Origin of the sequence: Lactobacillus gallinarum DSM 10532 = JCM 2011, from assembly GCF_001434975.1 — a bacterium.
In the GTDB taxonomy this organism is placed as follows: Bacteria; Bacillota; Bacilli; order Lactobacillales; family Lactobacillaceae; genus Lactobacillus; species Lactobacillus gallinarum.
This window is the reverse complement of sequence record NZ_AZEL01000005.1, coordinates 1-23,793: the sequence shown is the minus strand read 5'-3', so window position 1 is coordinate 23,793 and position 23,793 is coordinate 1. Positions and strand designations below refer to the sequence as shown.

Genomic DNA, 23,793 nt, shown 5'->3' with positions numbered 1-23,793 from the left:
AGTATATACTTTATGTGAGGTGATTTAAATGGAACCATTATTTTTAACCCCGTATTTTAGACCAAAGATTTGGGGTGGACGCAAATTAGATGATATTTTTCACTATGATATTCCAGAAGGAAAAGTCGGTGAGGCTTGGATTATTTCTGGCTATAAGGATGATGCTTCAGTAGTAACTGAAGGTCCACTTAAGGGCATGTCTTTAAGAGATGTTTATTTAAAACATCCAGAATTATTTGGTAATCCTAAGGCTAAGGAATTTCCACTTTTGGTTAAGTTCTTGGATGCCAATGATAATTTATCAGTGCAAGTACACCCAGATGATGATTATGCTAGAAAAGTAGAAAATGATTCCGGCAAGACTGAAAGCTGGTACGTCATGCAAGCAGACCCAGGTGCCTACATTATTTATGGTCATTATGCTAAGACTCGTGAAGAATTAGCTGATATGATCCATAAGGGTGAATGGGACAAGTTGCTCAGAAAAGTTCCAGTTAAGGCTGGCGACTTTTTCTACGTTCCAGCAGGTACAATCCATGCTTTGACTAAGGGTTGCTTGGTAATTGAAACTCAACAATCAAGTGATGTTACTTACCGTCTTTACGATTATGATCGAGTAGACAAGAAGACCGGTAAAAAGCGTGAACTTCATACGCAAAAATCAATTGATGTAACTACTGTACCTCATGTTGATCCTAAGCTAGATATTAAGACCAGCAAGGATCAAGATGCAGAAATTAAGACTTTGGTAGAACCACCAATTTCACCACACTTCTACTTATGGCAAATTGACCTTGATGGTACTTGGAAAACAGGGTTAAAGGATCATCCATATCTTTTAGTTTCAGTCATTAAAGGCGAAGGAAAACTTGAAGCTGATGACAAAACATATGATTTGAAATTAGGAACTAATTTAATTATTCCAAATGAGATGAAGAAATTCACTTTCACTGGTAAAATGAGAATAGTTATGTCTGCACCTGGTGAGGAATAACCGTTTATTTTATCAGATTTAGGAGTGAGAAATTGTGATCTATGTCGCTTGTGGTTCAATAATGGCAGTGATTGGAATTATTTGGTTGATTTCACCAGCCAAGAAGCCTAATCGGATTTATGGCTATTTATCTTATCTAGCGCAAGTTAACAAGGATAGTTTTAAGTTTGCTCAAAGAAGGGCAAGTTTATATTGTATTTTATTCGGCTTGATTCAAGTCGTAATAGGGTTAATTATTCACTATTTGAATTGGGATCGCTATTTTCTCATTTGGCTATTAACTTTTTATTTATTTATCTTATTGCCAATTGTCTTTACTGAAAAAAGTCTCAAATCTTTTTTAAGTAAAAGACATGAATTGCCACATGACTATGTCGATCCCGATCAAGTAAAACGTCAAAGAACAAAAGGATTTAGGGATCGATAATGAGTTTGAGAATCTTAATGGTTGAAGATGACAGTTCTGTCGCTGAAATGATGGGAATGTTTTTTAAAAAAGAAGGTTGGCAGCAAGATATCGCTGTCGACGGTGTCGAAGCCGTCGATATGTTTAAAGAAAATGCAGATAAGTATGATTTGATTACATTAGATCTGAATTTGCCAAAAAAAGATGGGATTCAGGTTGCTAAGGAAGTAAGGGCTATTTCTCCTACTGTTCCAATTATCATGCTTACTGCTAGGGGCAGTGAATCAGATCAAGTTCTGGGATTAGGAATTGGTGCTGATGAATATGTGACTAAGCCATTTAGTCCAATTGCCCTGATTGCACGAATTAAGGCCCTTCATCGTCGTGTGATGATGGAAGAAGATGTTCAAACGCAAGAAAATACTAATCAGGAATATGAAATTCAAACACCTCATCTAAAAATTTCTAAGGATAGACGAGAAGTTTTGTTTGATGATCAACCGGTAGTTGATTTAACACCTAAGGAATTTGATTTACTGTATACGATGGCTCAAAAGCCTAAGCAAGTATTTTCACGTGATCAGCTATTAGAGTTAGTATGGGGATATGAGTATTATGGTGAGGAGCGAACCGTTGATGCTCATATTAAAAAATTGCGGCAAAAATTAGAAAAAGTTGGCGCCAAAGTTATTCAAACAGTCTGGGGTGTCGGCTATAAGTTTGACGATTCGCAGGTCAAATAATGAAATTAATTTATCAGAACATGCTGGGCTTTCTTTTGATTATCGTAACCACGATTTCCATTATTGGTTATTCAGAAATCGGATATGCCCGTAATCAGGCTTACATGCAAAATTATCAACGAATGGAAAGTTATGCTAATTCGTTGGGAGAATTAGCTGAAACGGATGGCAAAAACGGCACAGCTTTACTAAATGATAATTTCTTGAATCAATTAGAATTTGTATTGCGTGGAGATGACGTTCATTTACGTATTTTTGATGATAAAAATACGCAAATTTATCCTCGGGTCAATGCCAAAGTTCAATTGTCTGATAAGATTTTTTCTACTTTGCAAAATGGACAAGAGATTTGCATCCAGAATAACCATACTGAAAATTCCCCAATTGGTTCAACTAAGGACGCATATACTGGTGTCTTAGTCCCCTGGATGAATGGAAAAAATTTGGTTGGTATAGCGTGGATTAGTTCTAGGGTAAAACATGTTGAGCGACCAATATATATGGCTAAGCGCAATTTATTGCGGGCTTTGTTAATCACTGTAGCAGTTGGACTTATTCTTAGCTTTATCATTTCATATTATTCAACTAAACGAATCAAACGGTTGTCTCGGGCAACGCAAAAAGTTGCCTCAGGAAACTTCAATGTACAGATCGCTCATAAAGACAGTGATGAAATTGATCAGCTGGCTGAAAACTTTAATAAAATGGTTAAGGCACTTAAGCAATCAAATGAAGAAGTTAGGGCACAAGAAAAGCGGCGTGATCAATTTATGGCTGATGCAGCTCATGAAATGCGAACACCTTTGACAACTATTAATGGCATTCTGGAGGGCTTGCAGTATGACGCCATTCCGGAAGAATCTAAGCCTAAGTCTATTGATTTAATGCAACGTGAGACTAAACGTTTAATTAGGTTAGTTAATGAAAATTTGGATTATGAAAAAATCCGTAATAATCAGATCATGTTGATTAAAACAGATTTTGATGCAATGCCAATTCTGCATGACTTAAAGTCGCAGTTAAAACAAAATGCTCAAAAGGCTAAAGACGAAATTAGTGTTGCTGGTCCAGAAAAATTGCCAATTTATGCAGATCGTGATCGATTTACGCAGGTGATGGTCAACTTGGTTCAAAATGCCATTCAATTTACGCATGATGGTCACATTCAAATTTCTGGTAAAAGATTGGAACATGCTAGTGAAATATCTGTCAAGGATGATGGTATCGGCATGAGTAAAGACCAAACTAAGTTTATCTTTGAACGCTTTTTCAAGGCTGATCCATCAAGAGCGAGGATGGGCACAGGCGAATCTGGGTTAGGATTGGCCATTGTTTCCTCATTGATTAAACAGCACGGTGGTAAAGTAAAAGTGGCTTCTGCACCTGGCAAAGGATCAACATTTACGGTTATCTTTTATGATAAAGGCTATGAACAATTTATAAGCAAAGATGAATAGAAAAAGGCATTCAGCTGCAATTTTATACAGCTGAATGCCTTTTAATTTTCTTTAGTTTTTATCACTTTTTTCTGTGCTACTTTTATTTTGCTCGGTTAATTGATTCTTAAGTACTTCTTCTGGCACTTTAGTAATATCTTTTTCACGATTGTGCAATTCAGAAGCATCAGTCTTATAGAGCTTGGTTGTAGAACGGTTATGATTTTCACTGTAAAGTGAAGTAGAACTATCTGCTAGGTCTTGTCTGATTGAGATCATCTTTTGATAATTAGTAGAGTAATTAAACTGAGTTGGATCAACCGGTACAAAACCTGTTGGAGTGTAAAACCGTAGTAAATTATGATTATTAAACAAATCAGAATAATGAAGAGAATCTTTAGCTTTTTTAGCTAAAGCGGTAATTTCTTTCTTTTCCTGCGGGCTAAAATTAATAATTTGTCTACCGTTAATTCGATTGTAAACTGTTCCTTTTATTCCCTTGCCTCCAACGATAATATATTTGGAGCTGACAATAGTACCATTTCTAAAGACGATCCAATCTTGTCTATGAGGAGAAAGCATGTCGCTACCAAATTGAACATAGCCCTTATTACTGATTCCAAGTAGGTGAAGCAAGGTTGGAAGAACGTCGATTTCGCCAGCAATTTCGTGACTGATTTTTCCTTTTAAATTATCAGCGTGAATCATGAATGGAACTTTTTGCATTTGCACATTGTTATATGTGTTCCAAGTATCAGCACTTTCATTAATAATTGGAGCTAAGGTTTCATTTTCGGAATTACTTAATCCATAGTGATCACCATAGATTACTATCATACTATTTTTATAGAGGCCAGAAGCTTTTAGATAGTTGAAAAATTCATGAACTGCTTCGTCTAAGTAATGAGCAGTTTCAAAATAGTTGTTAATAGTTTGATCGCTCGTTTTAGTGGTCTTAAAGTTAGGATCGCGATCATCCTTATCTAGATCAAATGGAATATGGTTAGTAACAGTAATGAATTTTGCATAAAATGGCTGTTGCATTTGTTCTAGGTACTTGATGCTCTCGGCAAACAACAGCTTATCTTTTAAACCGTAACCAATATTGTCTTTATTTTGTGTACTGAAATAATTCTTATCAAAGAAATAGTTATAGCCCATATTTTTATAGACATCATTTCTATTCCAGAAAGTACCGACATTCCCATGGAATACAGCAGAAGTATACCCATCTTGACGCAGAATTTGGGGAGCTGCCTGGAACGTATTCTCAGAACCAAGTGAAGTGAATAATGATCCATCTGCAATCCCATATGTACTGGTTTCTAACATGTTTTCAGCATCACTAGTTCTACCTAAACCAACTTGATGATAAAAGTTATCAAAACTCAAAGTATGTTTATTTCGATAAAGTGAATTTAAAAACGGTGTCACTTCTTTGCCATTAACCTTAAGGTTAATTAAAAACTGTTGAAAACTTTCCAAGTGAATGACAATTACGTTTTTATTTTTCTCTACGCCAAAATATGCGGATGAGGGAGCAGAATGAATCTTATTGGTAAAATTCAAAATCTCATTTAGATCTGAAGCATTAGCATTTTGGGTTACCTGAACGTTTTGTGCGCTCTTGAAACCATCATAAGCAGTAAAAGTATCAATTCCCAAATATTTCACTACATAAGAACGGTCAAAGGTATTTCTTAAAAGGCGTGGACGGGAAGTCTCAGCCAGAAAGATGTTCAAAGTAGTAATCAATGCTCCAACTGAAGTAATAGCGATGGGAGTTGACAGCCCGTATGATTTTTGATCGATTCGTATTTTATGAATAACCAAAAGGATGATGATAATGATAAGGTCAATCCAAATTAAGATGTCGGTAGGGTGGAGTAAAGCAACAGTACTTTTACCCAAGCCTTGGGAGACCTTGCCAGCATTAGTCATTGTTTTAATGGTTAAAAAATCAGTAAATTGCCGGTAATAGATAATGTTTGCAAATAGCAAAGCAGTATTTGCAAAATCCATGATTAACATGGCGATATAGGAAATAATAGGTTTAGGGATGTAAAAGCCAATACTAATCAAAATTACAGCAGTCCCAATCGGGCTGAGCCACATGATAACGTGCTGGTAAGGATCCGATAAACCTAAATTAAAGTCGAAATAAGCGGCAAAAATGTATTTTATCCAAAACCAAAATACCAAAAGAACCAAAAATCCAGTTCTTGTTTGAATAAAATTGCTAATTTTCTTTTTCATATTTTTCTCCTTTAACATCTTTTAATTTTAAAGGTTCCTTCTGCTTAAAACAACGATTTATCAAGAGTTATGCATTTTTTAATAATTACCTTTTGAAAAAATGGTTATAATCTAGAAGGAATAATTTAGAAAGAGGCAAAGCATGCTGTTTTTCGGCCCACTTTATAATTTTTTAGCAGAACGTTATGCGACTAGTATTAATCATTTTGCATTAGTTAAATTATCTTTTTTAGCATTAGATAAAACCTTCTTTTACTTTCTTATTTTTGCGGTTTTACGGTTGATCTGGCTTCTTTTTGTTAGAAGAAGACGATCAATTAAATCGGAAGTTGGTGTTTGGATTTTTGCATTTTATCTAATTTTGATTTTAATGTTGACAACGTTCAGAGATACTTATTTTCCATGGCAACTTGTGTTTAATTTTAATAGGCCGTTGAGTGATGTTAATTTAGTTTTTATGAAGGAAACGTGGAAATTAGTTTATGCGCCAAGCAGGTTAGATTTCTTTTACAATTCACTGGGCAATATTATGTGTTTTGTGCCGTTTGGAATATTATTTCCAATTGTTTTTTCAAAGAAGCAATCATTTTTTAAAACTATTTTGATGGGGATGCTGTTTTCAATTGTCATTGAAACATTGCAATTTTTATTATCAACTGGTGTTAGTGACATTGATGATGTCTTCTTTAATACGTGTGGTGCGATCTTAGGCTATTTGATTTATCTCTTTTTCAAAAAATTATGTATGCGCTTGTAAAATGATACTGGTATTCGATAAATAAGATTGTTAAAATAAGGATGTGAAATTTTTATAATAGTTAGGAAGCAGATTTATGAGTTTAATTAATTTTGATAGTAGTAAGTTAACGCCATTTGTTCATGAAAATGAATTAGGCGAAATGCAAGCTATGGTAAATGCTGCTAACACTGAACTCCGTGATGGTACTGGTGCTGGCAATGATTTCCGTGGTTGGCTTGACTTGCCAGTAGATTACGACAAAGACGAATTTGCTCGTATCAAGAAGGCTGCCAAGAAGATCCAAAATGATTCAGAAGTTTTGGTCTGCATCGGTATTGGTGGTTCATACCTTGGTGCTCAAGCTGCAATTGAATTTTTGAACAGCAACTTCTACGGCAAGGAAAAGACAGACATGCCAACTGTTGTTTTCTGTGGTAACTCACTTTCAGGTTCATACCTTTACGACTTGATTGAATGGGTAGGCGACAAGGACTTTAGTATTAACGTAATTTCTAAGTCAGGTACTACTACTGAACCATCAGTAGCATTCAGAATCTTCAAGGATAAGTTGATCAAGAAGTACGGTAAGGAAGAAGCTGCTAAGCGTATTTACGCAACTACTGACCGTCAAAAGGGTGCTTTGAAGACTGAAGCTGACGCAGAAGGTTACGAAGAATTCGTAGTTCCAGATGATATTGGTGGTCGTTACAGTGTTCTTACTGCTGTTGGTTTACTTCCAATTGCTGCTGCAGGTGCTGACATCGATGCTTTGATGAAGGGTGCTGCAGATGCTCGTGCAGATTACACTGATACTGATGTTCACAAGAACTCACCATACCAATACGCTGCTCTTCGTAACATCCTTTACCGCAAGGGTTACACTACTGAAATTGTTGAAAACTATGAACCAAACCTTAGAATGTTCGGTGAATGGTGCAAGCAATTGATGGGTGAATCAGAAGGTAAGGACAACAAGGGTATTTGGCCATCAAGTGCTAACTTCACTACTGACTTACACTCACTTGGTCAATACATTCAAGAAGGTCTTCGTAACTTATTTGAAACTGTTATCCGTGTTGAAAACCCACGTCACGATGTTAAGATTCCTGGCGATGAAAAGAACTTGGATCAACTTAACTTCTTGGAAGGCAAGAGCTTGAACTACGTAAACGATCGTGCTTACGAAGGTGTTGTTTTAGCCCACACTGACGGTGGCGTACCAGTTATGACTGTTAACATTCCAGATCAAACTGAACACACTCTTGGTTACATGATCTACTTCTTCGAATTAGCAATTGCTATTTCAGGTTACTTGAATGGTATTAACCCATTCAACCAACCAGGTGTTGAAGAATACAAGCGTAACATGTTTGGTCTTCTTAACAAGCCAGGTTACGAAAACTTACACGACGACTTAACTAAGCGTCTTAAATAATTAATTTTACTCAGCATATTTGATAGTATGCGGTTGAATATAGTTAGCATTAGCTAATTAAAGAAAGAGTAGAAACTTTTTTGAGGTTTCTACTCTTTTTGTTTGGAAGATTAAATTAGGGATCTGTATGAAAGAAAAAACTAAAAATATTTTAGCTGTTTTATCGGCAGCGTTTATGTCATTCGTGGGAATTTTGACAGAAACTAGTTTAAATGTAACTTTCCCTACAATGATGAAACAATTTAATGTAGCTCTAGATACTGTTCAATGGACTACTACAGGCTACCTTTTAACCATTGCAATTATTATGATCTGTTCATCGTATTTAAATGAACGCTTTACTGCTAAACAACTATTTGTAGTAGCTTGTGGTGGTTTTATGGTCGGCAGCGTAATTAGTGCGTTTGCGTCTAATTTTTCAATTTTGCTTTTAGGACGTTTAATCTCTGCATTAGGTGCAGGAATTAGTACACCGTTAATGTTTAATTTGGTTACCGAGATTATTCCACGCGACAAGTGGGGCGTTTATATGGGAATTGCTGGGTTAGTAGTCGCTATGGCTCCAACTTTAGGTCCTGCTTTTGGTGGAATTACTAATTTTTATCTATCTTGGCGCTGGATTTTTATTTTTGCGACTATCATTGCTTTGATTGTTTTCATCGCAGGTGTTCTAGTGATTGGCAAATATCATGAACAAGTTAAAAGCGATTTTGATTGGCTAGCGTTTATAATTTTAGCCAGCGCTTTTATTACGTTAACTGTGGGCGTTAATCAAATTAGTAAGGGAATCCCCAATCCTCTATTTTGGCTTTTATTAATTGCAACGGCTATTTTGGTTTTGTTTTTTGTTAAATTATCTCAGAAATCAACCAAGAAGTTGCTTGATCTAGCTGTTTTTAAACAAAAGGCCTTTGTGTGGGGTGCCTTGGCATATTTCCTTTTACAGTTTAATAATATTGGTATCAGTTTTGTATTGCCAAATTACGTTCAAATTGTTGGGCATCAAAACTCTTTAATTGGTGGATTGATATTACTCCCCGGTAGTATTATCGCTGGTTTACTCAATCCTTATTTTGGCAGCTTGTATGATAAAAAGGGCGCTAAATTGCCACTTTACTTAGGTGGCAGTTTTATGATGCTTGGGTGCTTATTATTCATGATTTTTGGCTTGAATTTAAGTGTATTGATGATTGTCATTTTTTACGGCATCATGATGTTAGGGCATAGAATGTCCTTTAGCAATACTTTAGCAGAATCGCTTAAGGTAGAAAAAGGGGAATTGCGTGCGGATGCTACGGCTGTTTGTCAAACTAGTCAACAATTAGTTGGCTCCGTTGGAACAACTATCTTGGCCGCGATTATATCTATCTGGCAAAAAAAAGCCTAATATAACTTATTCATTAGGAACGGCTCAGGGAAGTCAAGCAGCATTTATTTTTACAGTGATCATTAGTTTAATTATTATCTTTAGTGATTGGAAAATGTTTAAAGCAGAAAATAATAATTAAGTAAGACAATTACTTTAAAATAAGTTATAATAGTATACGGATGATGAAATTTAGTGAGAGATAAAAAGGACGGCTGACACACAGTCGTCCTTTTTTCTTATATCTTGTTATTTTCTTTTAAAAAGCTACGGATAATTTTTTCTCGCATTGCAAGAAAAACCGTATTATGACCTGTAGGATGAATTCGATTGGTTAATAAAATTAAGCCTGATCGTTTAACGCGATCCAAAATCATTAATGTACCGGTAAAACCGGTGTGTAAAATGATTGGATAATGATTTTTAGGATCAAAGCGTAGATCCCAGCCCCAAGAGCGGGGCTTTACACCAGTTGGATTTTTATTATCAAAAAGTAGGCTAACAGTTTTTTGACTGTAAGGTAATATCTCTTTTTTTAGTCCGAGATAACCTTGACTGAAGGTGATTAAATCTTGCATGGTTGAGAAAAGTCCGGCGGAGCCGCAATCTGCACCTAATTGTCGTGCCTTAGGATCATGTGGGATGCCCTGTAAGACCTGTCCATCAACGATTGCAGTTGGTACACAAGCATCTTTTTTAGGTGAAAATGTGGTGTGAGTCAGCGGCATTTGGCTGAATACTTCTTGCGTGGCAACGTCTTGTACAGGTTGATTGAAAATCTTTTTGATAACCAAGCCTAATAAAATGAAGTTGGTATCTGCATAGCGCATTTTATGTTCAAACTCGTCAGTTACGGGTAAATTGATAATTGCTTTTAGTAATTCATCATGATCCAGTTCATCACGATGCGGAATCCAACCGCGAATACCACTGGTGTGAGTTAAAAGATGATAAAGACGAATACGCGAATCTTTAAATTCTGGAACAAACTCTTTTAAAGGCTCGGTAAAATTAAGCTTGCCTTGATCATAAAGCTTTAAAAGTACATTTTCAGTAGCTAAGACTTTAGTTAGACTAGCCAAGTCATATTCAGCAAATGGACTAAGTTGAGTCACGGTAGGGTAGATACTAGCAAATCCTGTCGTTGAGGTAAAGATTTGTTTATCTTTAATGAAAGTGTAGTTTACGCCCGGTACAACTCTTTCAAAGACCATTGATTCAATTAAATGTTGTGTTTTATTATAGTCGATCATTTTTCACCATCCACTCAATTATTATAGACAAAATGACTTGACAAGCATAGAAGAAAAAAGCATAATTATTAATGTTGACTCGCCCGTTGGTCAAATGGTTAAGACGCTACCCTCTCAAGGTGGAGTTATGAGTTCAATTCTCGTACGGGTGATTAATTGAGATATAGCCAAATTGGTAAGGCACAGGATTCTGGTTCCTGGATGTTTGGGTTCGAGCCCCAATATCTCAATAATAAAGAAAAGGTTTAAGCTATTTCAGCTTAGACCTTTTTATTTTTCTCTAAAATAAAAAGATTCACTTTGCGTGAATCTTTATCGTTACATACCAGCTTTAATAATTTTCTTTTCGGCCATTTTCTTTCTAAGGGCAAGCATAGCAGTATAAGTAGAAAGAATATAAACCTTCTTAGTTGGTAATTTTTTAATTTCTTCGATTAAACTATCATAATCTGGATTGGTGCTCATTGTACCTGGATCAAAGCCAGCAATTTCTAATCTGAAGCCCATGTCATGCCAACGTTGTCCACCAACCAGAACTTTCTTAATCTTGTCTTTATTTAATCCTTCAAAATCAGCATCCCAAATCCATGATGTATCAATACCATCTGCGTGGTTAGCATTAAGCAGTGCAACTAAAGAATAATCATCCTTTTCGGTGTTGAGCATGTGTAACACTTCATCAAGTCCAACAGGATTTTTGACCAAGATTAAATCAATATCTTTATTACCGTAATGAATTAATTCTTGACGGCCAAAAATACGCTTGTTTTCTGCAAATGCTTGAGCAACTTCAGCTTCAGTTAAGCCAAAATGACGTGCTACTGAGTAAGCAGCCAAAGCATTATAAATGTTGTAAGTACCACCGATGTTAATAGAGTAATCCTTGTTGCCCATTTGGAATTTCAAACTATTAGGCGTTTGTTCAAGAATGTTATTGACTGTAAAAGTCAAGTCAGGACGGTCGTAGCCACAATTAGGGCAGAAGAAGTCACCTAAGTTTGCGTAAATTCTGCTATGGTAATGCAAAATATGATCACACTTAGGGCAGAGCACACCATCAGTATTAACAGGGGCCTTAAGATCGTTTTCTGGTTTATCATCAGGTAATTTGAAACCGTAGAAAATTTTCTTATTAGGGAACTCAACTGATGAAAAGATGCTTGCATCGCCGTTAGCAATAATGGTCGCATCAGGTGCTAATTTGATACCATCAACGATTTTGTCGTAGGTCGTATAAATCTCACCGTATCGATCCATCTGATCACGGAAAATATTTGTTAAAACAAATACGCTAGGATGAAGCAACTTAGTTACCATTTTTACGTTAGCTTCATCAACTTCTAGCACCGCAATCTTTCGCTTAACATGTTTATGTTTGTGAGCCAAAAAAGCCGTTACAATTCCTTGCTGCATGTTTGAACCTGATGGGTTAGTTAAAACATCACCGTATTTTTTCTTTAAGGCTTCAACTATTAATGCAGTAGTCATGGTTTTCCCATTAGTACCAGTAACGATTACGGTTTCGTAGCCTTTGGCTAAAGAATTAAGAACGTTTGGATCAATTTTCATAGCAAACTTGCCAGGAAAACTAGTACCACCTTTTAAAACGTTATGTAAAAACCAGTAACTAGACTTTCCCGCAACTTTGGCGATTCCTGATTTAAAACTCATGTTATAATCCCTCACTTTAAAACTATGTTTTAGTTTAGCATAGAGCAGGAATGAAAACGAGGTTTTACTGTTCATTTAGCTACACAAATTTATTTTTTCCTCTATACTATGTTAGGCGAATACTTTTTAAGTAAAAGGGAGGGCCCGGAATGTCGCAATTATTTTTTCGTTATGGTGCAATGAGTAGTGGTAAAACAATAGAAATTTTAAAGGTGGCTCACAATTATGAGGCACAAGGACGAAAAATTGCTTTAATGACGAGCGGACTTGATAATCGTAGTGGTGTTGGTACGGTTGCTTCTAGGATTGGCTTACATCGAAAGGCAATTCCAATTACTGAAGATATGAATTTATTTACATACATCAAAAAGATGAATAGCCATGATCTAGCTGATGGAAAAGGAAAATTGGCTTGTGTTTTAATTGATGAAGCACAGTTTTTGAAAAGACATCATGTTTTGGAATGTGCCAAAATTGTAGATGATTTTAATATCCCAGTAATGGCGTTTGGCTTAAAAAATGATTTTCAGAATCATTTATTTGAAGGCAGTGAAAATTTATTGATTTTTGCTGATAAAATAGAAGAGATGAAAACTATTTGTCATTATTGTGGTCATAAAGCAATAATGAATTTAAGAGTTAATAATGGCAAACCTGTATATGAAGGTGAGCAGGTACAAATTGGTGGCGATGAGAGTTACTATCCAGTTTGTCGCTATCATTATTTTCACCCAGGTATTCAGAGATAGAGAGGACTTTTAATTTATGGATAAAGTAATGGCTCAATTAGAGGGCTTAGTAGCTCATTATGAAGAACTTCAAGAAATGATGGCAGACCCTGAAGTTATTAATGATACTAAGCGTTACATGGAAATTTCTAAAGAAGAAGCCGATTTGCGTGAAGTTGTACAAAAGTACAAGAAATACAAAAAGGATAAGCAAGAAATTGCTGACAATAAAGAAATTATTGCCAGTGAAACAGATTCTGATTTGATCGAAATGGCTAAAGAAGAAAACGCTGAAATTGAAAAGGAAATTCCAGAACTCGAAGATCAAATTAAAATCTTGATGTTGCCAAAGGACCCTAATGATGACAAAGACATCATCATGGAAATTCGTGGTGCTGCTGGTGGTGATGAAGCTTCACTTTTTGCTGGCGATTTGCTTAGAATGTATGAAAAATACGCTGAACGTCAAAACTGGAAGGTTTCGATGATTGATTCAGAACCAACAGAAGTTGGTGGTTATAAGCGTGTTGCCATTATGATTACTGGGGACAAGGTTTATTCAAAATTGAAATATGAAAATGGTGCTCACCGTGTTCAACGTATCCCAGTAACTGAATCCCAAGGTCGTGTTCATACCTCAACTGCTACTGTTGCCGTTATGCCAGAATATGAGCAAGTTGATATTGATATTGATCCTAAAGATATTCGTGTTGATGTTTACCGTTCAAGTGGTGCCGGTGGTCAGCACATCAACAAGACTTCTAGTGCCGTACGTATGACTCACTTACCAACGGGTATCGTAGTTGCTATGCAGGATCAACGTAGTCAACAACAAAACCGTGAAAAAGCTATGCAAATTTTGAAATCTCGTGTTTACGATTATTACGAAAGTCAAAATCAAGCTCAATATGATGCCAAGCGTAAGAGCGCTGTTGGTACAGGGGATCGTTCAGAAAGAATTAGAACCTACAACTATCCTCAAAACCGTGTAACTGATCACCGTATTGGTTTAACTATTAACAAGCTTGATCGAGTAATGAACGGTGAACTTGACGAAATTATTGATGCATTGATTCTTTATAACCAAACTAAGCAATTAGAGGAGTTGGCTGATCAAAATGCCTAAAACTTTAAAGGAAATTAGAATTAAGGCAGGCGAAACTGCTGAAAATGCTCGTCCCGAAGATATTGACTATGTTTTAGCTGAACGTCTTAATTTGACTCCAAGTGAATTTGAGTTAAAACAGGATATGGTCTTGTCCGATGCTCAGTTAAAACAAGCCAATAAAGATATTAAAAAGCTAGCTAAGGGTGTTTCTCCGCAGTATATTTTGGGTTACGCCTGGTTTTTGGGATATAAGATCATGGTACAGCGCGGAGTTTTGATTCCTCGTTTTGAAACCGAAGAACTAGTAGAGTGGGCACTTAAGTCGTTAAAGAGCGGCGATAAGGTGCTTGATCTTGGTACTGGTTCGGGATGCATCACTGTTGCTCTTGCTAAAGAGGCAGAAAAAAATGGAATTAAAGATTTGATCCTTTATGCTAGTGATATTACCGATTCTGCATTAAGAACTAGTGAAGAGAATTTCTTGACTTATGACTTGGATGTAGTAACGCGCAAAGCGAATGTCTTAATTGGATTAGAGAAGTTCGACAAGATTATTTCTAACCCGCCATATATTAAGACAACTGAAAAAAAGGAGATGGATGATAATGTCCTGCAGAATGAACCTAAAGAGGCTCTTTTTGCAGGTAGTGACGGTTTAGATTTTTATAAAAAATTTGCTAAACAGGTTCGTGATCATTTAAATAGTCATGGTGAATTTTTCTTGGAATTTGGTTTCAGTGAAGAAGATCAATTAAAAGAATTATTTGCTAAAGAATTGCCTGATTTTGATATTGAATTTAGAAAAGACATGGCCGGCAAGCCACGCATGGTTCATGGAAGGTGGCAAAAATAAAAATTATGGAAACCAAAATTTTTAAAAAAGATCAACTTGATGAAGCTGTTAAATTATTAGCTGAAGGGGAGCTTGTAGCATTTCCTACTGAAACAGTTTATGGTTTAGGCGCTATTGCAACTAAAGAAAAGTCTGTCAAGGGCGTTTATGCCGCAAAAGGTCGCCCTAGTGATAATCCATTGATCGTTACGGTTTCTGATGAAAAAATGATGGAGCGTTATGCCAAGGAAGTGCCTGAAAGAGCTAAGAAATTAATCAAGCATTTTTGGCCAGGTCCATTGACTTTGCTTTTGTTTGTCAAGCCTGGTACGCTTCCAGATGCTGTTACAGGTGGTCTTGATACAGTTGCATTTCGTTGTCCTGACGATCAGTTAACTCATGATTTGATTGCAAAATTGGGTTATCCAATCGTAGGTCCATCTGCTAATACCTCAACTAAGCCAAGTCCAACAACAGCTGAGCATGTTTACCACGATTTGAAAGGTAAGATTGCAGGTATTATTGATGGTGGTCCAACTCGCGTGGGCCTTGAATCAACTATTATTGATTTATCAGTCAAAACTCCAATTGTTCTTCGTCCAGGTGAGATTACGCCAGAAGAACTTAGTGAAGTTTTAGGCGAAAAAGTTTTAATTAATACTGGTAAGGTTGCAGATAAAGATGTGCCGAAGGCTCCAGGTATGAAGTATCGCCACTATGCTCCAAGTGAACCAGTGATCGTAGTAGATGATCCCGCTGACTTTAGTCAAATTGACTTTAATGATAAAACGGGTGTTGCCGCACTGGGTTCAGTTTTGGATCAAATTGATTTGCCAGATGAAAACAAGTTTAATTTAGGTAAGAACTTAGTTGATGCCGATCATAATTTATTTGGCGGATTACGTTATTTTGACGATAAAGACGACATCGCTACAATTTATGTTCAAGGTTTTGATGAAGGCGAAGAAAGTTTGGCTTACATGAATCGTTTGAACAAAGCTGCTGGTGGACATCATTTTAATAAATAAAAAATAAACGCAAAGGGGTTTAAACCCTTTGCGTTTTTGATTAAAATATTTATGATCAGATTATTTGTTATAGGAGGCACATATGGGAAAGTTTGTAGTTTTGGATCATCCATTGATTCAACACAAGTTAACTATCATTCGTCGTAAGGACACAGGTTCAAATGAATTTCGTAGAATTGTTGGCGAAATTGGTGGGTTAATGACCTATGAAATTACGAGAGATTTACCACTTGAAGATGTTGAAATTGAAACACCAATGGGTAAAACTGTCCAAAAAGAAATTGCTGGTAAGAAATTGACAATTGTGCCAATTTTACGTGCTGGTATCGGGATGCTTAATGGTGTTCTTGATATGGTACCATCAGCTAAAATTGCGGTCATCGGCATGTATCGTGATGAAAAAACTTTGAAGCCACATGAATACTTCTTCAAGGCTCCAAAGGATATTGCTGAACGTGAATGTTTAGTTGTTGACCCAATGCTTGCAACTGGTGGTTCAGCAAATGATGCCATTGCTGCATTAAAGAAGCGCGGCGTTAAAGAAATCAAGTTAGCAGTTTTAGTAGCAGCTCCAGAAGGAATCAAGGCTGTTCAAGAAGCTAACCCAGATGTTGATATTTACGCAGCTGCTGAAGATGAAAAGTTGATGGATAACGGCTACATCTTCCCAGGTTTGGGTGATGCTGGTGACCGATTATTCGGAACTAAGTAATCCCTTTTTCGTAAAAATATTTATTAGAATACGTTTTCATGTTACACAAAGGGATTTTTTGGTGTTAAGATGATTTACGTGTTCGAGTTTAATTCAACACGAGAAGGGAGGTCACGAAGTAATGGAGAAATCATTTGTTTTTAAATTCATGGGCTTGAATTTTGATCTTACTGGGATCATCGGTTCAACGCTAATGGCTTTAGCAGTTTTTCTTATCTGCCTTTGGCTTGCAAGAAAAGTTGAAATGAAACCTAATAAAAGACAAAATGTTTTTGAATATTTACTCGATTTTACTAACGGTATCGTCAAAGATAATGTTAGTGATGTAGATGCGCAAAAACACCTATCTTTATATGCACTTGTTTTATTTCTTTTCATTTGGTTTATGAACCAATTGGGTATGTTTATGGAAGTCAAAGTTGATGATTGGGTCTTTATCAAGTCACCAACTGCTGATCCAGTAGCGACAATGTCGTTTGCAATGATGACCTTGCTTCTATCGTTCACATTCGGCGTACAAAGATTTGGTGTTGGCGGCTATTTAAAGAATTATACGCAGCCAGTTGGTTTTATGCTCCCAATTAACATTATTGAAGAGTTTACCAATTTCTTAACCTTATCATTACGTTTATATGGGAACATTTATGCTGGTGAAGTTTTGCTTACATTAATTGGTAATGATCTAGCACATGCTGGTGGACCATTTACATTGATTCTAGCAGCTCCATTAGCCATGATTTGGCAAGGTTTCTCTGTCTTCATTGGCTCTATCCAGGCATATGTTTTCGTAACTTTATCAATGGTTTACATTGGTAAGAAAGTTACTACAGAATAAATTTTGGAGGTATAAATTTATGTCAGAAGCTTTTAAATACCTTGCTGCATCCATCGCAGCTGGTTTGGCAGCTTTAGCTGCTTCATTGGGTAACGGTAAAGTTATTTCAAAAACTCTTGAAGGTATGGCTCGTCAACCTGAAAGTGCAGGTAACTTAAGAGCAACAATGTTTATCGGTGTTGGTTTGATCGAAGCCGTTCCTATTTTGGCTATCGTTGTTGCCTTCTTGATTCTTTTCCTTTAATAAAATTTTTAAAACTAAAGGATTTAAGTATTAAAGAGAGAAGGGCAGTAAATGACTATTCAAACATTATTTGCAGCCTCACATCATATTTACCTAGGTAATGCACTTTGGTATTTAATTTGTTTTGCCATCTTGATGTTATTGGTCAAGCACTTTGCTTGGGGTCCAGTATCAGAAATGATGGAAAAGCGGCGGCAAAAAGTTATTAATGACTTGGATTCAGCTGCAAGTGATCGCAAAAAGGCTGAAACGCTTGCTAACGAGCGTGAAGCTGCCTTGAAGAACTCAAGACAAGAAGCAACACAGATTCTCTCTGACGCTAAAGCTAATGCGCAAAAAACTGGCAAAGAAATCGTAGCAAGTGCGAATGAAGATGCTGCAGCAATTCGGAAGAAGGCAAATGAAGAAGCCACTAAGGCTAAATCAGATGCATTGAATTCTGCACGTGATCAAGTTGCTGATATTTCTGTAGCTATTGCTGAAAAGGTAATTGCTAAGAATTTATCTGCTGAAGACCAAAAAGATTTAGTCGACCAATTTATTAAGGGGTTGGATGATTAATGGCTTTAAGTAGAGAAGAAGTAGCTGCACGCTACGGTGCCGCTTTGTTCGGCTATGCGCAAGATAATAAAGTACTTGATAGCGTTTATGATGAAATGGTGGAGTTGAAAAAGGCAGTAGTTGCCACTCCTCAAGTCATCAACGTTTTAAGTGATCCTATCTTAAACAGTAAGGATAAAAAAGATTTTTTAACTGCTATTGAAAAAGATTTTTCAAAAGAAGTACAAGGCTTTTTAAATTTGCTGCTTGAATATGATCGTTTTGCATACTTGGTCGATATTATTGATCAATTTGTTGTACTTTATGATGATAAAAACAAGATCGCATCTGGTACTGCAACTACAGCAGTGAAGTTGGATGATGATCAACTTAAGCGTTTAGGTGATGGTTTCGCTAAGAAATATAACTTAAATGCTGTGCGTCTTGAGAATAAAGTTGATCCAAGTATTTTAGGCGGCGTGATTCTTCAAGTGAAGGATCGCGTGATTGATGGATCAGTTAAAAATAAGCTGAAGAAGATCCGTGCGCAAATAATTGATGAAAATTAAAAGAGGTGAAACCATTGAGCATTAAAGCGGAAGAAATTAGCTCCTTGATCAAGCAGCAACTTGAACATTACGACGACAAGCTCGACATTAACGAAGTTGGTGTTGTAACTTACGTTGGTGATGGTATCGCCCGGGCTCACGGACTTAATAATGCATTAGCCGGTGAGTTGTTAAAATTTGATAACGGTTCATACGGTATTGCTCAAAACCTTGATGCTAGTGATGTTGGTATCATTATCCTAGGTAAATTTGACGATATTCGTGAAGGCGACCGTGTTCAAAGAACTGGTCGAATTATGTCAGTTCCTGTTGGTGACGCCCTAATCGGTAGAGTAGTTAACCCATTGGGTCAACCTGTTGACGGTTTAGGTGAAATTAAGGCTGATAAGACGCGTCCTATTGAAGAAAAAGCTCCAGGGGTTATGGACCGTCAATCAGTTAATCAACCACTTCAAACTGGTATTAAGGCTATCGATGCCTTAGTTCCAATTGGTCGTGGACAGCGTGAATTGATTATTGGTGACCGTAAAACTGGTAAGACTAGTTTAGCCATCGATACAATTCTTAACCAAAAGAACCAAGATGTAATTTGTATTTATGTTGCTATTGGTCAAAAGGAATCAACCGTTAGAACTCAAGTAGAAACTTTAAAGCGTTTCGGAGCAATGGATTATACCATTGTTGTTGAAGCGGGCCCAAGTGAACCAGCACCAATGCTTTACATTGCACCATATGCTGGTACTGCTATGGGTGAGGAATTTATGTACAATGGCAAGGATGTATTAATCGTATTTGACGACCTATCAAAACAAGCCGTCGCTTATCGTGAACTTTCCTTGCTTCTCCGTCGTCCGCCTGGTCGTGAAGCTTACCCAGGTGACGTCTTCTACTTACACTCACGTTTGCTAGAACGTAGTGCTAAGTTGAGTGACAAGCTTGGCGGTGGATCTTTGACTGCATTGCCAATTATCCAAACCGAAGCGGGAGACATTTCTGCATATATTCCAACCAACGTAATTTCTATTACTGATGGTCAGATTTTCTTACAAAGTGATTTGTTCTTTGCTGGTACTCGTCCAGCCATTGATGCTGGTAACTCAGTTTCTCGTGTTGGTGGTAACGCCCAGATTAAGGCTATGAAGAAAGTTGCTGGTACTTTACGTACTGACCTTGCTGCTTTCCGTGAACTTGAAAGTTTCGCTCAATTTGGTAGCGATCTTGATCAAGCCACTCAAGCTAAGTTGAATAGAGGTCAAAGAACTGTTGAAGTATTGAAGCAACCACTTCATGATCCTATTCCAGTTGAGAAACAAGTTTTGATTCTTTATGCTTTGACTCACGGCTATCTTGATTCTATTCCAGTTGAAGACATTAGTCGCTTCCAAAATGAATTGTTTGATAACTTTGACAGCAGCCATGCTGACTTGCTCAAGATAATTCGTGAAACTGGTAAATTACCAGATGACAAGAAGTTGTCAGCAGCTATTGAGGAATTTAGTGAGAGCTTTGCACCAAGTGAGAAATAGGAGGTAGAATATGCCTGCATCTTTACTTGAGTTGAAGAAGAAAATTGCTTCAGTTAAGCAAACTGGTAAAATCACAGAAGCTATGCGAATGGTTTCTGCATCAAAGTTAAACCAAACTGAAGATCGTGATAAAGGTTACACTATTTATAACGATCATGTTCGTAAGACTATTTCTCGCTTGATTAGTTCACAGGTGGTAGATAGCTTGCGCGATCAAGACGTATCAATTGATAAGAGAAATATTGCCAAGATCGATTACACTGATGTATTCGGTTTAGGTATTACAGCTGATATGATTCAACCACGAAAGAATATTAAGTCTACTGGCTTTTTAGTAGTAAGTGGTGATCGTGGTTTGGTAGGTTCTTATAATAGTAATGTTATTAAGAACATGATGGGAATCTTTGAAGATGAACGTGCACAAGGTCATGAAGTTAAAGTCTTGGCTGTAGGTTCAGTTGGAGCCCAATTTTTCAAGAAGAACAACGTTAATGTTGTTTACGAGAAAAATGGTGTGTCCGATGTCCCAACTTTTGATGAAGTTTTGCCAATCGTTTCAACAGCAATCAAGATGTTTTTGAACGGTGTGTTTGATCAACTTTATGTATGTTATACGCACCATGTAAACTCATTATCATCTGCATTTCGTGTTGAAAAGATGTTACCAATTGTCGATTTAGATATTGGTGTTAAAGAAGCTGAAGCACATAAAGAATTAGAATATGATATTGAACCAGATCCTAATAGAGTGTTAATGAAGTTGTTACCACAGTATGCGCGTTCAACCATTTATGGTGCTATTTTGGATGCAAAGACTGCAGAGCATGCTAGTTCAATGACAGCTATGCAGAGTGCAACTGATAATGCTAAGGATTTAGTTTCAAATTTAACTATGAAATTAAATCGTGCTAGACAGGCACAAATTACTACTGAAATTACTGAAATTATCAGTGGTGCAAATGCCTTAGAGTAATAAAGAAAAGGAGGTAGATGTTTTGAGTGAAGGTGAAATCGTTCAAGTAATCGGCCCAGTTGTCGATGTAAAATTCCCAATCGATAAGAATTTGCCTGATATTAACAATGCCTTGCGTGTAATTAAATCCGAGAATGAAAGTATTGTTCTTGAAGTTACAGTTGAGCTTGGTGATGGTGTCTTAAGAACGATTGCCATGGAATCTACCGATGGTCTTCGACGTGGTATGAAAGTTGAAGATACTGGTGGCCCAATCTCAGTTCCTGTTGGGGAAGATACTTTAGGTCGTGTATTCAACGTTTTAGGTCAACCAATTGATGGTGGCCCAGAATTCTCAAAGGATCACCCTCGTGAAAGCATCCATAAGGAAGCACCTAAGTATGAAGATTTGACTACTAGTCGTGAAATTCTTGAAACTGGTATCAAGGTTATCGACTTGCTTGAACCATACGTTCGTGGTGGTAAAGTTGGTTTGTTCGGTGGTGCCGGTGTTGGTAAGACCACTATTATTCAGGAATTGATTCACAACATCGCTCAAGAACACGGTGGTATTTCCGTATTTACTGGTGTTGGTGAAAGAACTCGTGAAGGTAACGACCTTTACTTCGAAATGAAAGCTTCAGGCGTTTTAAGTAAAACTGCCATGGTATTTGGTCAGATGAACGAGCCGCCTGGTGCCAGAATGCGTGTTGCGTTAACTGGTTTGACTCTTGCTGAGTACTTTAGAGATGTTGAAGGTCAAGATGTTTTGCTCTTTATCGACAATATTTTCCGGTTTACTCAGGCCGGTTCAGAAGTTTCAGCTTTGCTTGGTCGTATGCCAAGTGCCGTTGGTTACCAGCCAACTTTGGCAACTGAAATGGGACAATTGCAGGAAAGAATTACTTCTACTAAGAAGGGTTCAATTACTTCAATTCAAGCCGTTTATGTTCCTGCTGATGACTATACCGACCCAGCTCCATCAACCACATTCGCACACTTGGATGCTACTACTAACTTGGAACGTAGTTTGGTTGAACAAGGTATTTATCCAGCCGTTGACCCGCTTGAATCATCATCAAGTGCTCTTGATCCAGAAGTTGTTGGTAAGGAACACTATGAAGTTGCTACGCGAGTACAGCATGTTTTGCAACGTTACCATGAATTGCAAGATATTATTTCTGTTTTAGGTATGGATGAATTATCTGATGAAGAAAAATTGATCGTTGCACGTGCACGTAAAGTTCAATTCTTCTTGTCACAAAACTTCTTTGTTGCTGAACAGTTTACTGGTGTGCCAGGTTCATATGTTCCAATTAAGGAAACCATTAAGGGCTTTAAGCTTATCTTAGATGGTCATCTTGATGACTTACCAGAAGATTCGTTCCGTGGTGTTGGTCCAATTGAAGATGTTTTGAAGAAAGCACAAGAAATGGGCGTAACTCCAAGTGATCCAGAAGCTAAAGCATTACTAGAAAAGTAGGGTGATGTCCAATGGCAGATCCAGAAAAGCTTTTTAGAGTAAATGTTGTAACTCCTAATGGAATGGTTTATTCACATCGTGGAAGCATCGTTGATGTACGTGCTATAGATGGTGAACGTTCAATAATGTATAATCACGTACCCTTGCTTACCCCATTAGTAATTAGTGAGGTCAAGGTTAAACGTAGTCGTGAAATGAATTCAAGAATTGATCACATCGCTATTAGTGGTGGGTATATTGAATTTTCTAATAACGTGGCTACAATTATTGCGGATAGTGCTGAACGTGCTAGAAACATTGATGTATCTCGTGCTCAAGCCGCTAAGGAAAGAGCCGAGAAGCGTTTGAAGGAAGCACGTGAAAAGCATGATGAGCGTACTCTCGAACGTGCTGAAGTTGCTTTAAGACGAGCAATGAACAGAATTAGTGTTTACAACACTAAAGGTCACTAAAAGAGATAAAAAGACGAATGCAGATTTTGCATCCGTCTTTTTTATTAATAAAGGAAAAGAATATGTTTCAATTAGGCGTTCATGCCATTATTAGTATAATAATTTATTTGATTGCAATTGGATTATCTTTTCAGGCAATGAAGGCTGTGCAGCTAGAAAAAATAATTCGTAAAGGACATGTGTTTGAAACGCAATTATTATATTTATTTCTTGCTATTGCATTGGGCTTTTTAGTTGGTAATTTTGTAATTACATTTATCGATACTTCGATGCAATTAAGTAATTTGTTTTAAAGATTGTGTTAAAACAGGGACAGTAAAGGAAACTCTTATTTATTTATGGTAAAATGGACGATGAATAATTATGGAGGGTTATTGTGGCACGAGATATAGGAATTGATTTAGGAACAGCTAATGTACTAATCAATGTCTCTGGAAAAGGGATTGTTTTAAATGAACCATCTGTAGTTGCTGTTAATACTGATA

At 36.9% G+C, this 23,793-nt stretch carries 24 protein-coding genes, 2 tRNA genes and 1 pseudogene; 24 read left to right on the top strand and 3 right to left on the bottom strand.

The features are described 5' to 3' along the window. The first annotated feature begins 28 nt into the window (after positions 1-28). Genes manA through FC37_RS01025 form a run of 4 tightly spaced genes read left to right on the top strand, consistent with a single transcriptional unit; the run spans position 29 to position 3,600 of the window. A complete protein-coding gene (gene manA, locus FC37_RS01040) occupies positions 29-994 on the top strand; it encodes a mannose-6-phosphate isomerase, class I (RefSeq protein WP_025005112.1) in 966 nt (321 codons plus the stop codon). Positions 995-1,028: 34 nt separating this feature from the next. Beyond that, the gene (locus tag FC37_RS01035) at positions 1,029-1,421 is read left to right on the top strand and encodes an SdpI family protein (protein ID WP_025005111.1); all 393 of its coding nucleotides are present in this window, start codon (positions 1,029-1,031) and stop codon (positions 1,419-1,421) included. After that, on the top strand, positions 1,421-2,143 hold the full coding sequence (locus tag FC37_RS01030; protein ID WP_025005110.1) for a response regulator transcription factor: 723 nt from the start codon (positions 1,421-1,423) through the stop codon (positions 2,141-2,143). Before FC37_RS01035 ends, FC37_RS01030 begins: the two co-directional genes overlap by 1 nt. Beyond that, positions 2,143-3,600, top strand: a complete 1,458-nt coding sequence (locus FC37_RS01025) for a sensor histidine kinase (protein WP_025005109.1) — start codon at positions 2,143-2,145, stop codon at positions 3,598-3,600. The genes FC37_RS01030 and FC37_RS01025 overlap by 1 nt, the downstream gene beginning before the upstream one ends. Before the next feature lie 51 nt (positions 3,601-3,651). On the opposite strand, the gene FC37_RS01020 is transcribed toward FC37_RS01025, so the two are convergent. After that, on the bottom strand, positions 3,652-5,853 hold the full coding sequence (locus tag FC37_RS01020) for an LTA synthase family protein (RefSeq protein ID WP_035434000.1): 2,202 nt from the start codon (positions 5,851-5,853) through the stop codon (positions 3,652-3,654). 124 nt (positions 5,854-5,977) lie between these two features. On the opposite strand from FC37_RS01020, the gene FC37_RS01015 reads away from it, so the two are divergent. From FC37_RS01015 to FC37_RS01005, 3 genes and pseudogenes are all read left to right on the top strand, one after another. Then, complete coding sequence (locus tag FC37_RS01015) at positions 5,978-6,592, top strand: VanZ family protein (protein WP_025005107.1); 615 nt, start codon at positions 5,978-5,980, stop codon at positions 6,590-6,592. 76 nt (positions 6,593-6,668) lie between these two features. Further along, positions 6,669-8,009, top strand: coding sequence for a glucose-6-phosphate isomerase (locus FC37_RS01010; protein ID WP_025005106.1), 1,341 nt, complete (start codon positions 6,669-6,671; stop codon positions 8,007-8,009). Between the two features lie 127 nt (positions 8,010-8,136). Next, a pseudogene (locus FC37_RS01005) lies at positions 8,137-9,517 on the top strand (MFS transporter). Between the two features lie 97 nt (positions 9,518-9,614). On the opposite strand, the gene FC37_RS01000 reads toward FC37_RS01005, so the two are convergent. Further along, positions 9,615-10,628, bottom strand: coding sequence for a serine hydrolase domain-containing protein (locus FC37_RS01000; RefSeq protein ID WP_025005105.1), 1,014 nt, complete (start codon positions 10,626-10,628; stop codon positions 9,615-9,617). An 80-nt stretch (positions 10,629-10,708) separates the two neighbouring features. On the opposite strand from FC37_RS01000, the gene FC37_RS00995 reads away from it, so the two are divergent. Next, positions 10,709-10,780, top strand: a tRNA-Glu gene (locus FC37_RS00995). 5 nt (positions 10,781-10,785) lie between these two features. Further along, positions 10,786-10,858: transfer RNA gene (locus FC37_RS00990), tRNA-Gln, on the top strand. A gap of 88 nt (positions 10,859-10,946) precedes the next feature. Here FC37_RS00990 and FC37_RS00985 read toward each other — a convergent pair. Continuing rightward, on the bottom strand, positions 10,947-12,299 hold the full coding sequence (locus tag FC37_RS00985) for a Mur ligase family protein (RefSeq protein WP_056945446.1): 1,353 nt from the start codon (positions 12,297-12,299) through the stop codon (positions 10,947-10,949). A 149-nt stretch (positions 12,300-12,448) separates the two neighbouring features. On the opposite strand from FC37_RS00985, the gene FC37_RS00980 reads away from it, so the two are divergent. From FC37_RS00980 to FC37_RS09925, 15 genes are all read left to right on the top strand, one after another. Further along, on the top strand, positions 12,449-13,048 hold the full coding sequence (locus FC37_RS00980; protein ID WP_025005104.1) for a thymidine kinase: 600 nt from the start codon (positions 12,449-12,451) through the stop codon (positions 13,046-13,048). 16 nt (positions 13,049-13,064) lie between these two features. Then, the gene (gene prfA / locus FC37_RS00975) at positions 13,065-14,153 is read left to right on the top strand and encodes a peptide chain release factor 1 (protein ID WP_025005103.1); all 1,089 of its coding nucleotides are present in this window, start codon (positions 13,065-13,067) and stop codon (positions 14,151-14,153) included. Continuing rightward, positions 14,146-14,988 (top strand): peptide chain release factor N(5)-glutamine methyltransferase, encoded by an 843-nt coding sequence (prmC, locus tag FC37_RS00970; RefSeq protein WP_025005102.1) that lies wholly within the window; start codon positions 14,146-14,148, stop codon positions 14,986-14,988. The genes prfA and prmC overlap by 8 nt, the downstream gene beginning before the upstream one ends. Positions 14,989-14,993: 5 nt before the next feature. Further along, a complete protein-coding gene (locus FC37_RS00965) occupies positions 14,994-15,995 on the top strand; it encodes an L-threonylcarbamoyladenylate synthase (protein WP_025005101.1) in 1,002 nt (333 codons plus the stop codon). A gap of 82 nt (positions 15,996-16,077) precedes the next feature. Further along, positions 16,078-16,707, top strand: a complete 630-nt coding sequence (gene upp / locus FC37_RS00960) for a uracil phosphoribosyltransferase (protein WP_025005100.1) — start codon at positions 16,078-16,080, stop codon at positions 16,705-16,707. Between the two features lie 121 nt (positions 16,708-16,828). Then, positions 16,829-17,542: a F0F1 ATP synthase subunit A gene (gene atpB / locus FC37_RS00955; RefSeq protein WP_025005099.1), complete on the top strand. Its 714-nt coding sequence runs from the start codon at positions 16,829-16,831 to the stop codon at positions 17,540-17,542. A 19-nt stretch (positions 17,543-17,561) separates the two neighbouring features. Further along, positions 17,562-17,786 carry a F0F1 ATP synthase subunit C gene (atpE, locus tag FC37_RS00950; protein WP_005718768.1) on the top strand — a complete coding sequence of 75 codons (225 nt, stop codon included), beginning with the start codon at positions 17,562-17,564 and terminating at the stop codon, positions 17,784-17,786. A 51-nt stretch (positions 17,787-17,837) separates the two neighbouring features. Continuing rightward, positions 17,838-18,347, top strand: a complete 510-nt coding sequence (atpF, locus tag FC37_RS00945) for a F0F1 ATP synthase subunit B (RefSeq protein WP_025005098.1) — start codon at positions 17,838-17,840, stop codon at positions 18,345-18,347. Next, complete coding sequence (locus FC37_RS00940; protein ID WP_025005097.1) at positions 18,347-18,895, top strand: F0F1 ATP synthase subunit delta; 549 nt, start codon at positions 18,347-18,349, stop codon at positions 18,893-18,895. Before atpF ends, FC37_RS00940 begins: the two co-directional genes overlap by 1 nt. Positions 18,896-18,909: 14 nt before the next feature. After that, positions 18,910-20,421, top strand: a complete 1,512-nt coding sequence (gene atpA, locus FC37_RS00935) for a F0F1 ATP synthase subunit alpha (RefSeq protein WP_025005096.1) — start codon at positions 18,910-18,912, stop codon at positions 20,419-20,421. A gap of 10 nt (positions 20,422-20,431) precedes the next feature. Continuing rightward, positions 20,432-21,394, top strand: a complete 963-nt coding sequence (locus tag FC37_RS00930; protein WP_025005095.1) for a F0F1 ATP synthase subunit gamma — start codon at positions 20,432-20,434, stop codon at positions 21,392-21,394. 22 nt (positions 21,395-21,416) lie between these two features. Next, positions 21,417-22,856: a F0F1 ATP synthase subunit beta gene (atpD, locus tag FC37_RS00925; protein WP_056945445.1), complete on the top strand. Its 1,440-nt coding sequence runs from the start codon at positions 21,417-21,419 to the stop codon at positions 22,854-22,856. An 11-nt stretch (positions 22,857-22,867) separates the two neighbouring features. Further along, complete coding sequence (locus FC37_RS00920; RefSeq protein ID WP_025005094.1) at positions 22,868-23,308, top strand: F0F1 ATP synthase subunit epsilon; 441 nt, start codon at positions 22,868-22,870, stop codon at positions 23,306-23,308. Between the two features lie 62 nt (positions 23,309-23,370). Then, positions 23,371-23,601: a DUF1146 family protein gene (locus tag FC37_RS00915; protein WP_025005093.1), complete on the top strand. Its 231-nt coding sequence runs from the start codon at positions 23,371-23,373 to the stop codon at positions 23,599-23,601. Positions 23,602-23,681: 80 nt separating this feature from the next. Next, positions 23,682-23,793, top strand: a 112-nt coding sequence (locus FC37_RS09925; RefSeq protein ID WP_201779641.1) for a rod shape-determining protein, incomplete at its 3' end; no start/stop codon positions are given.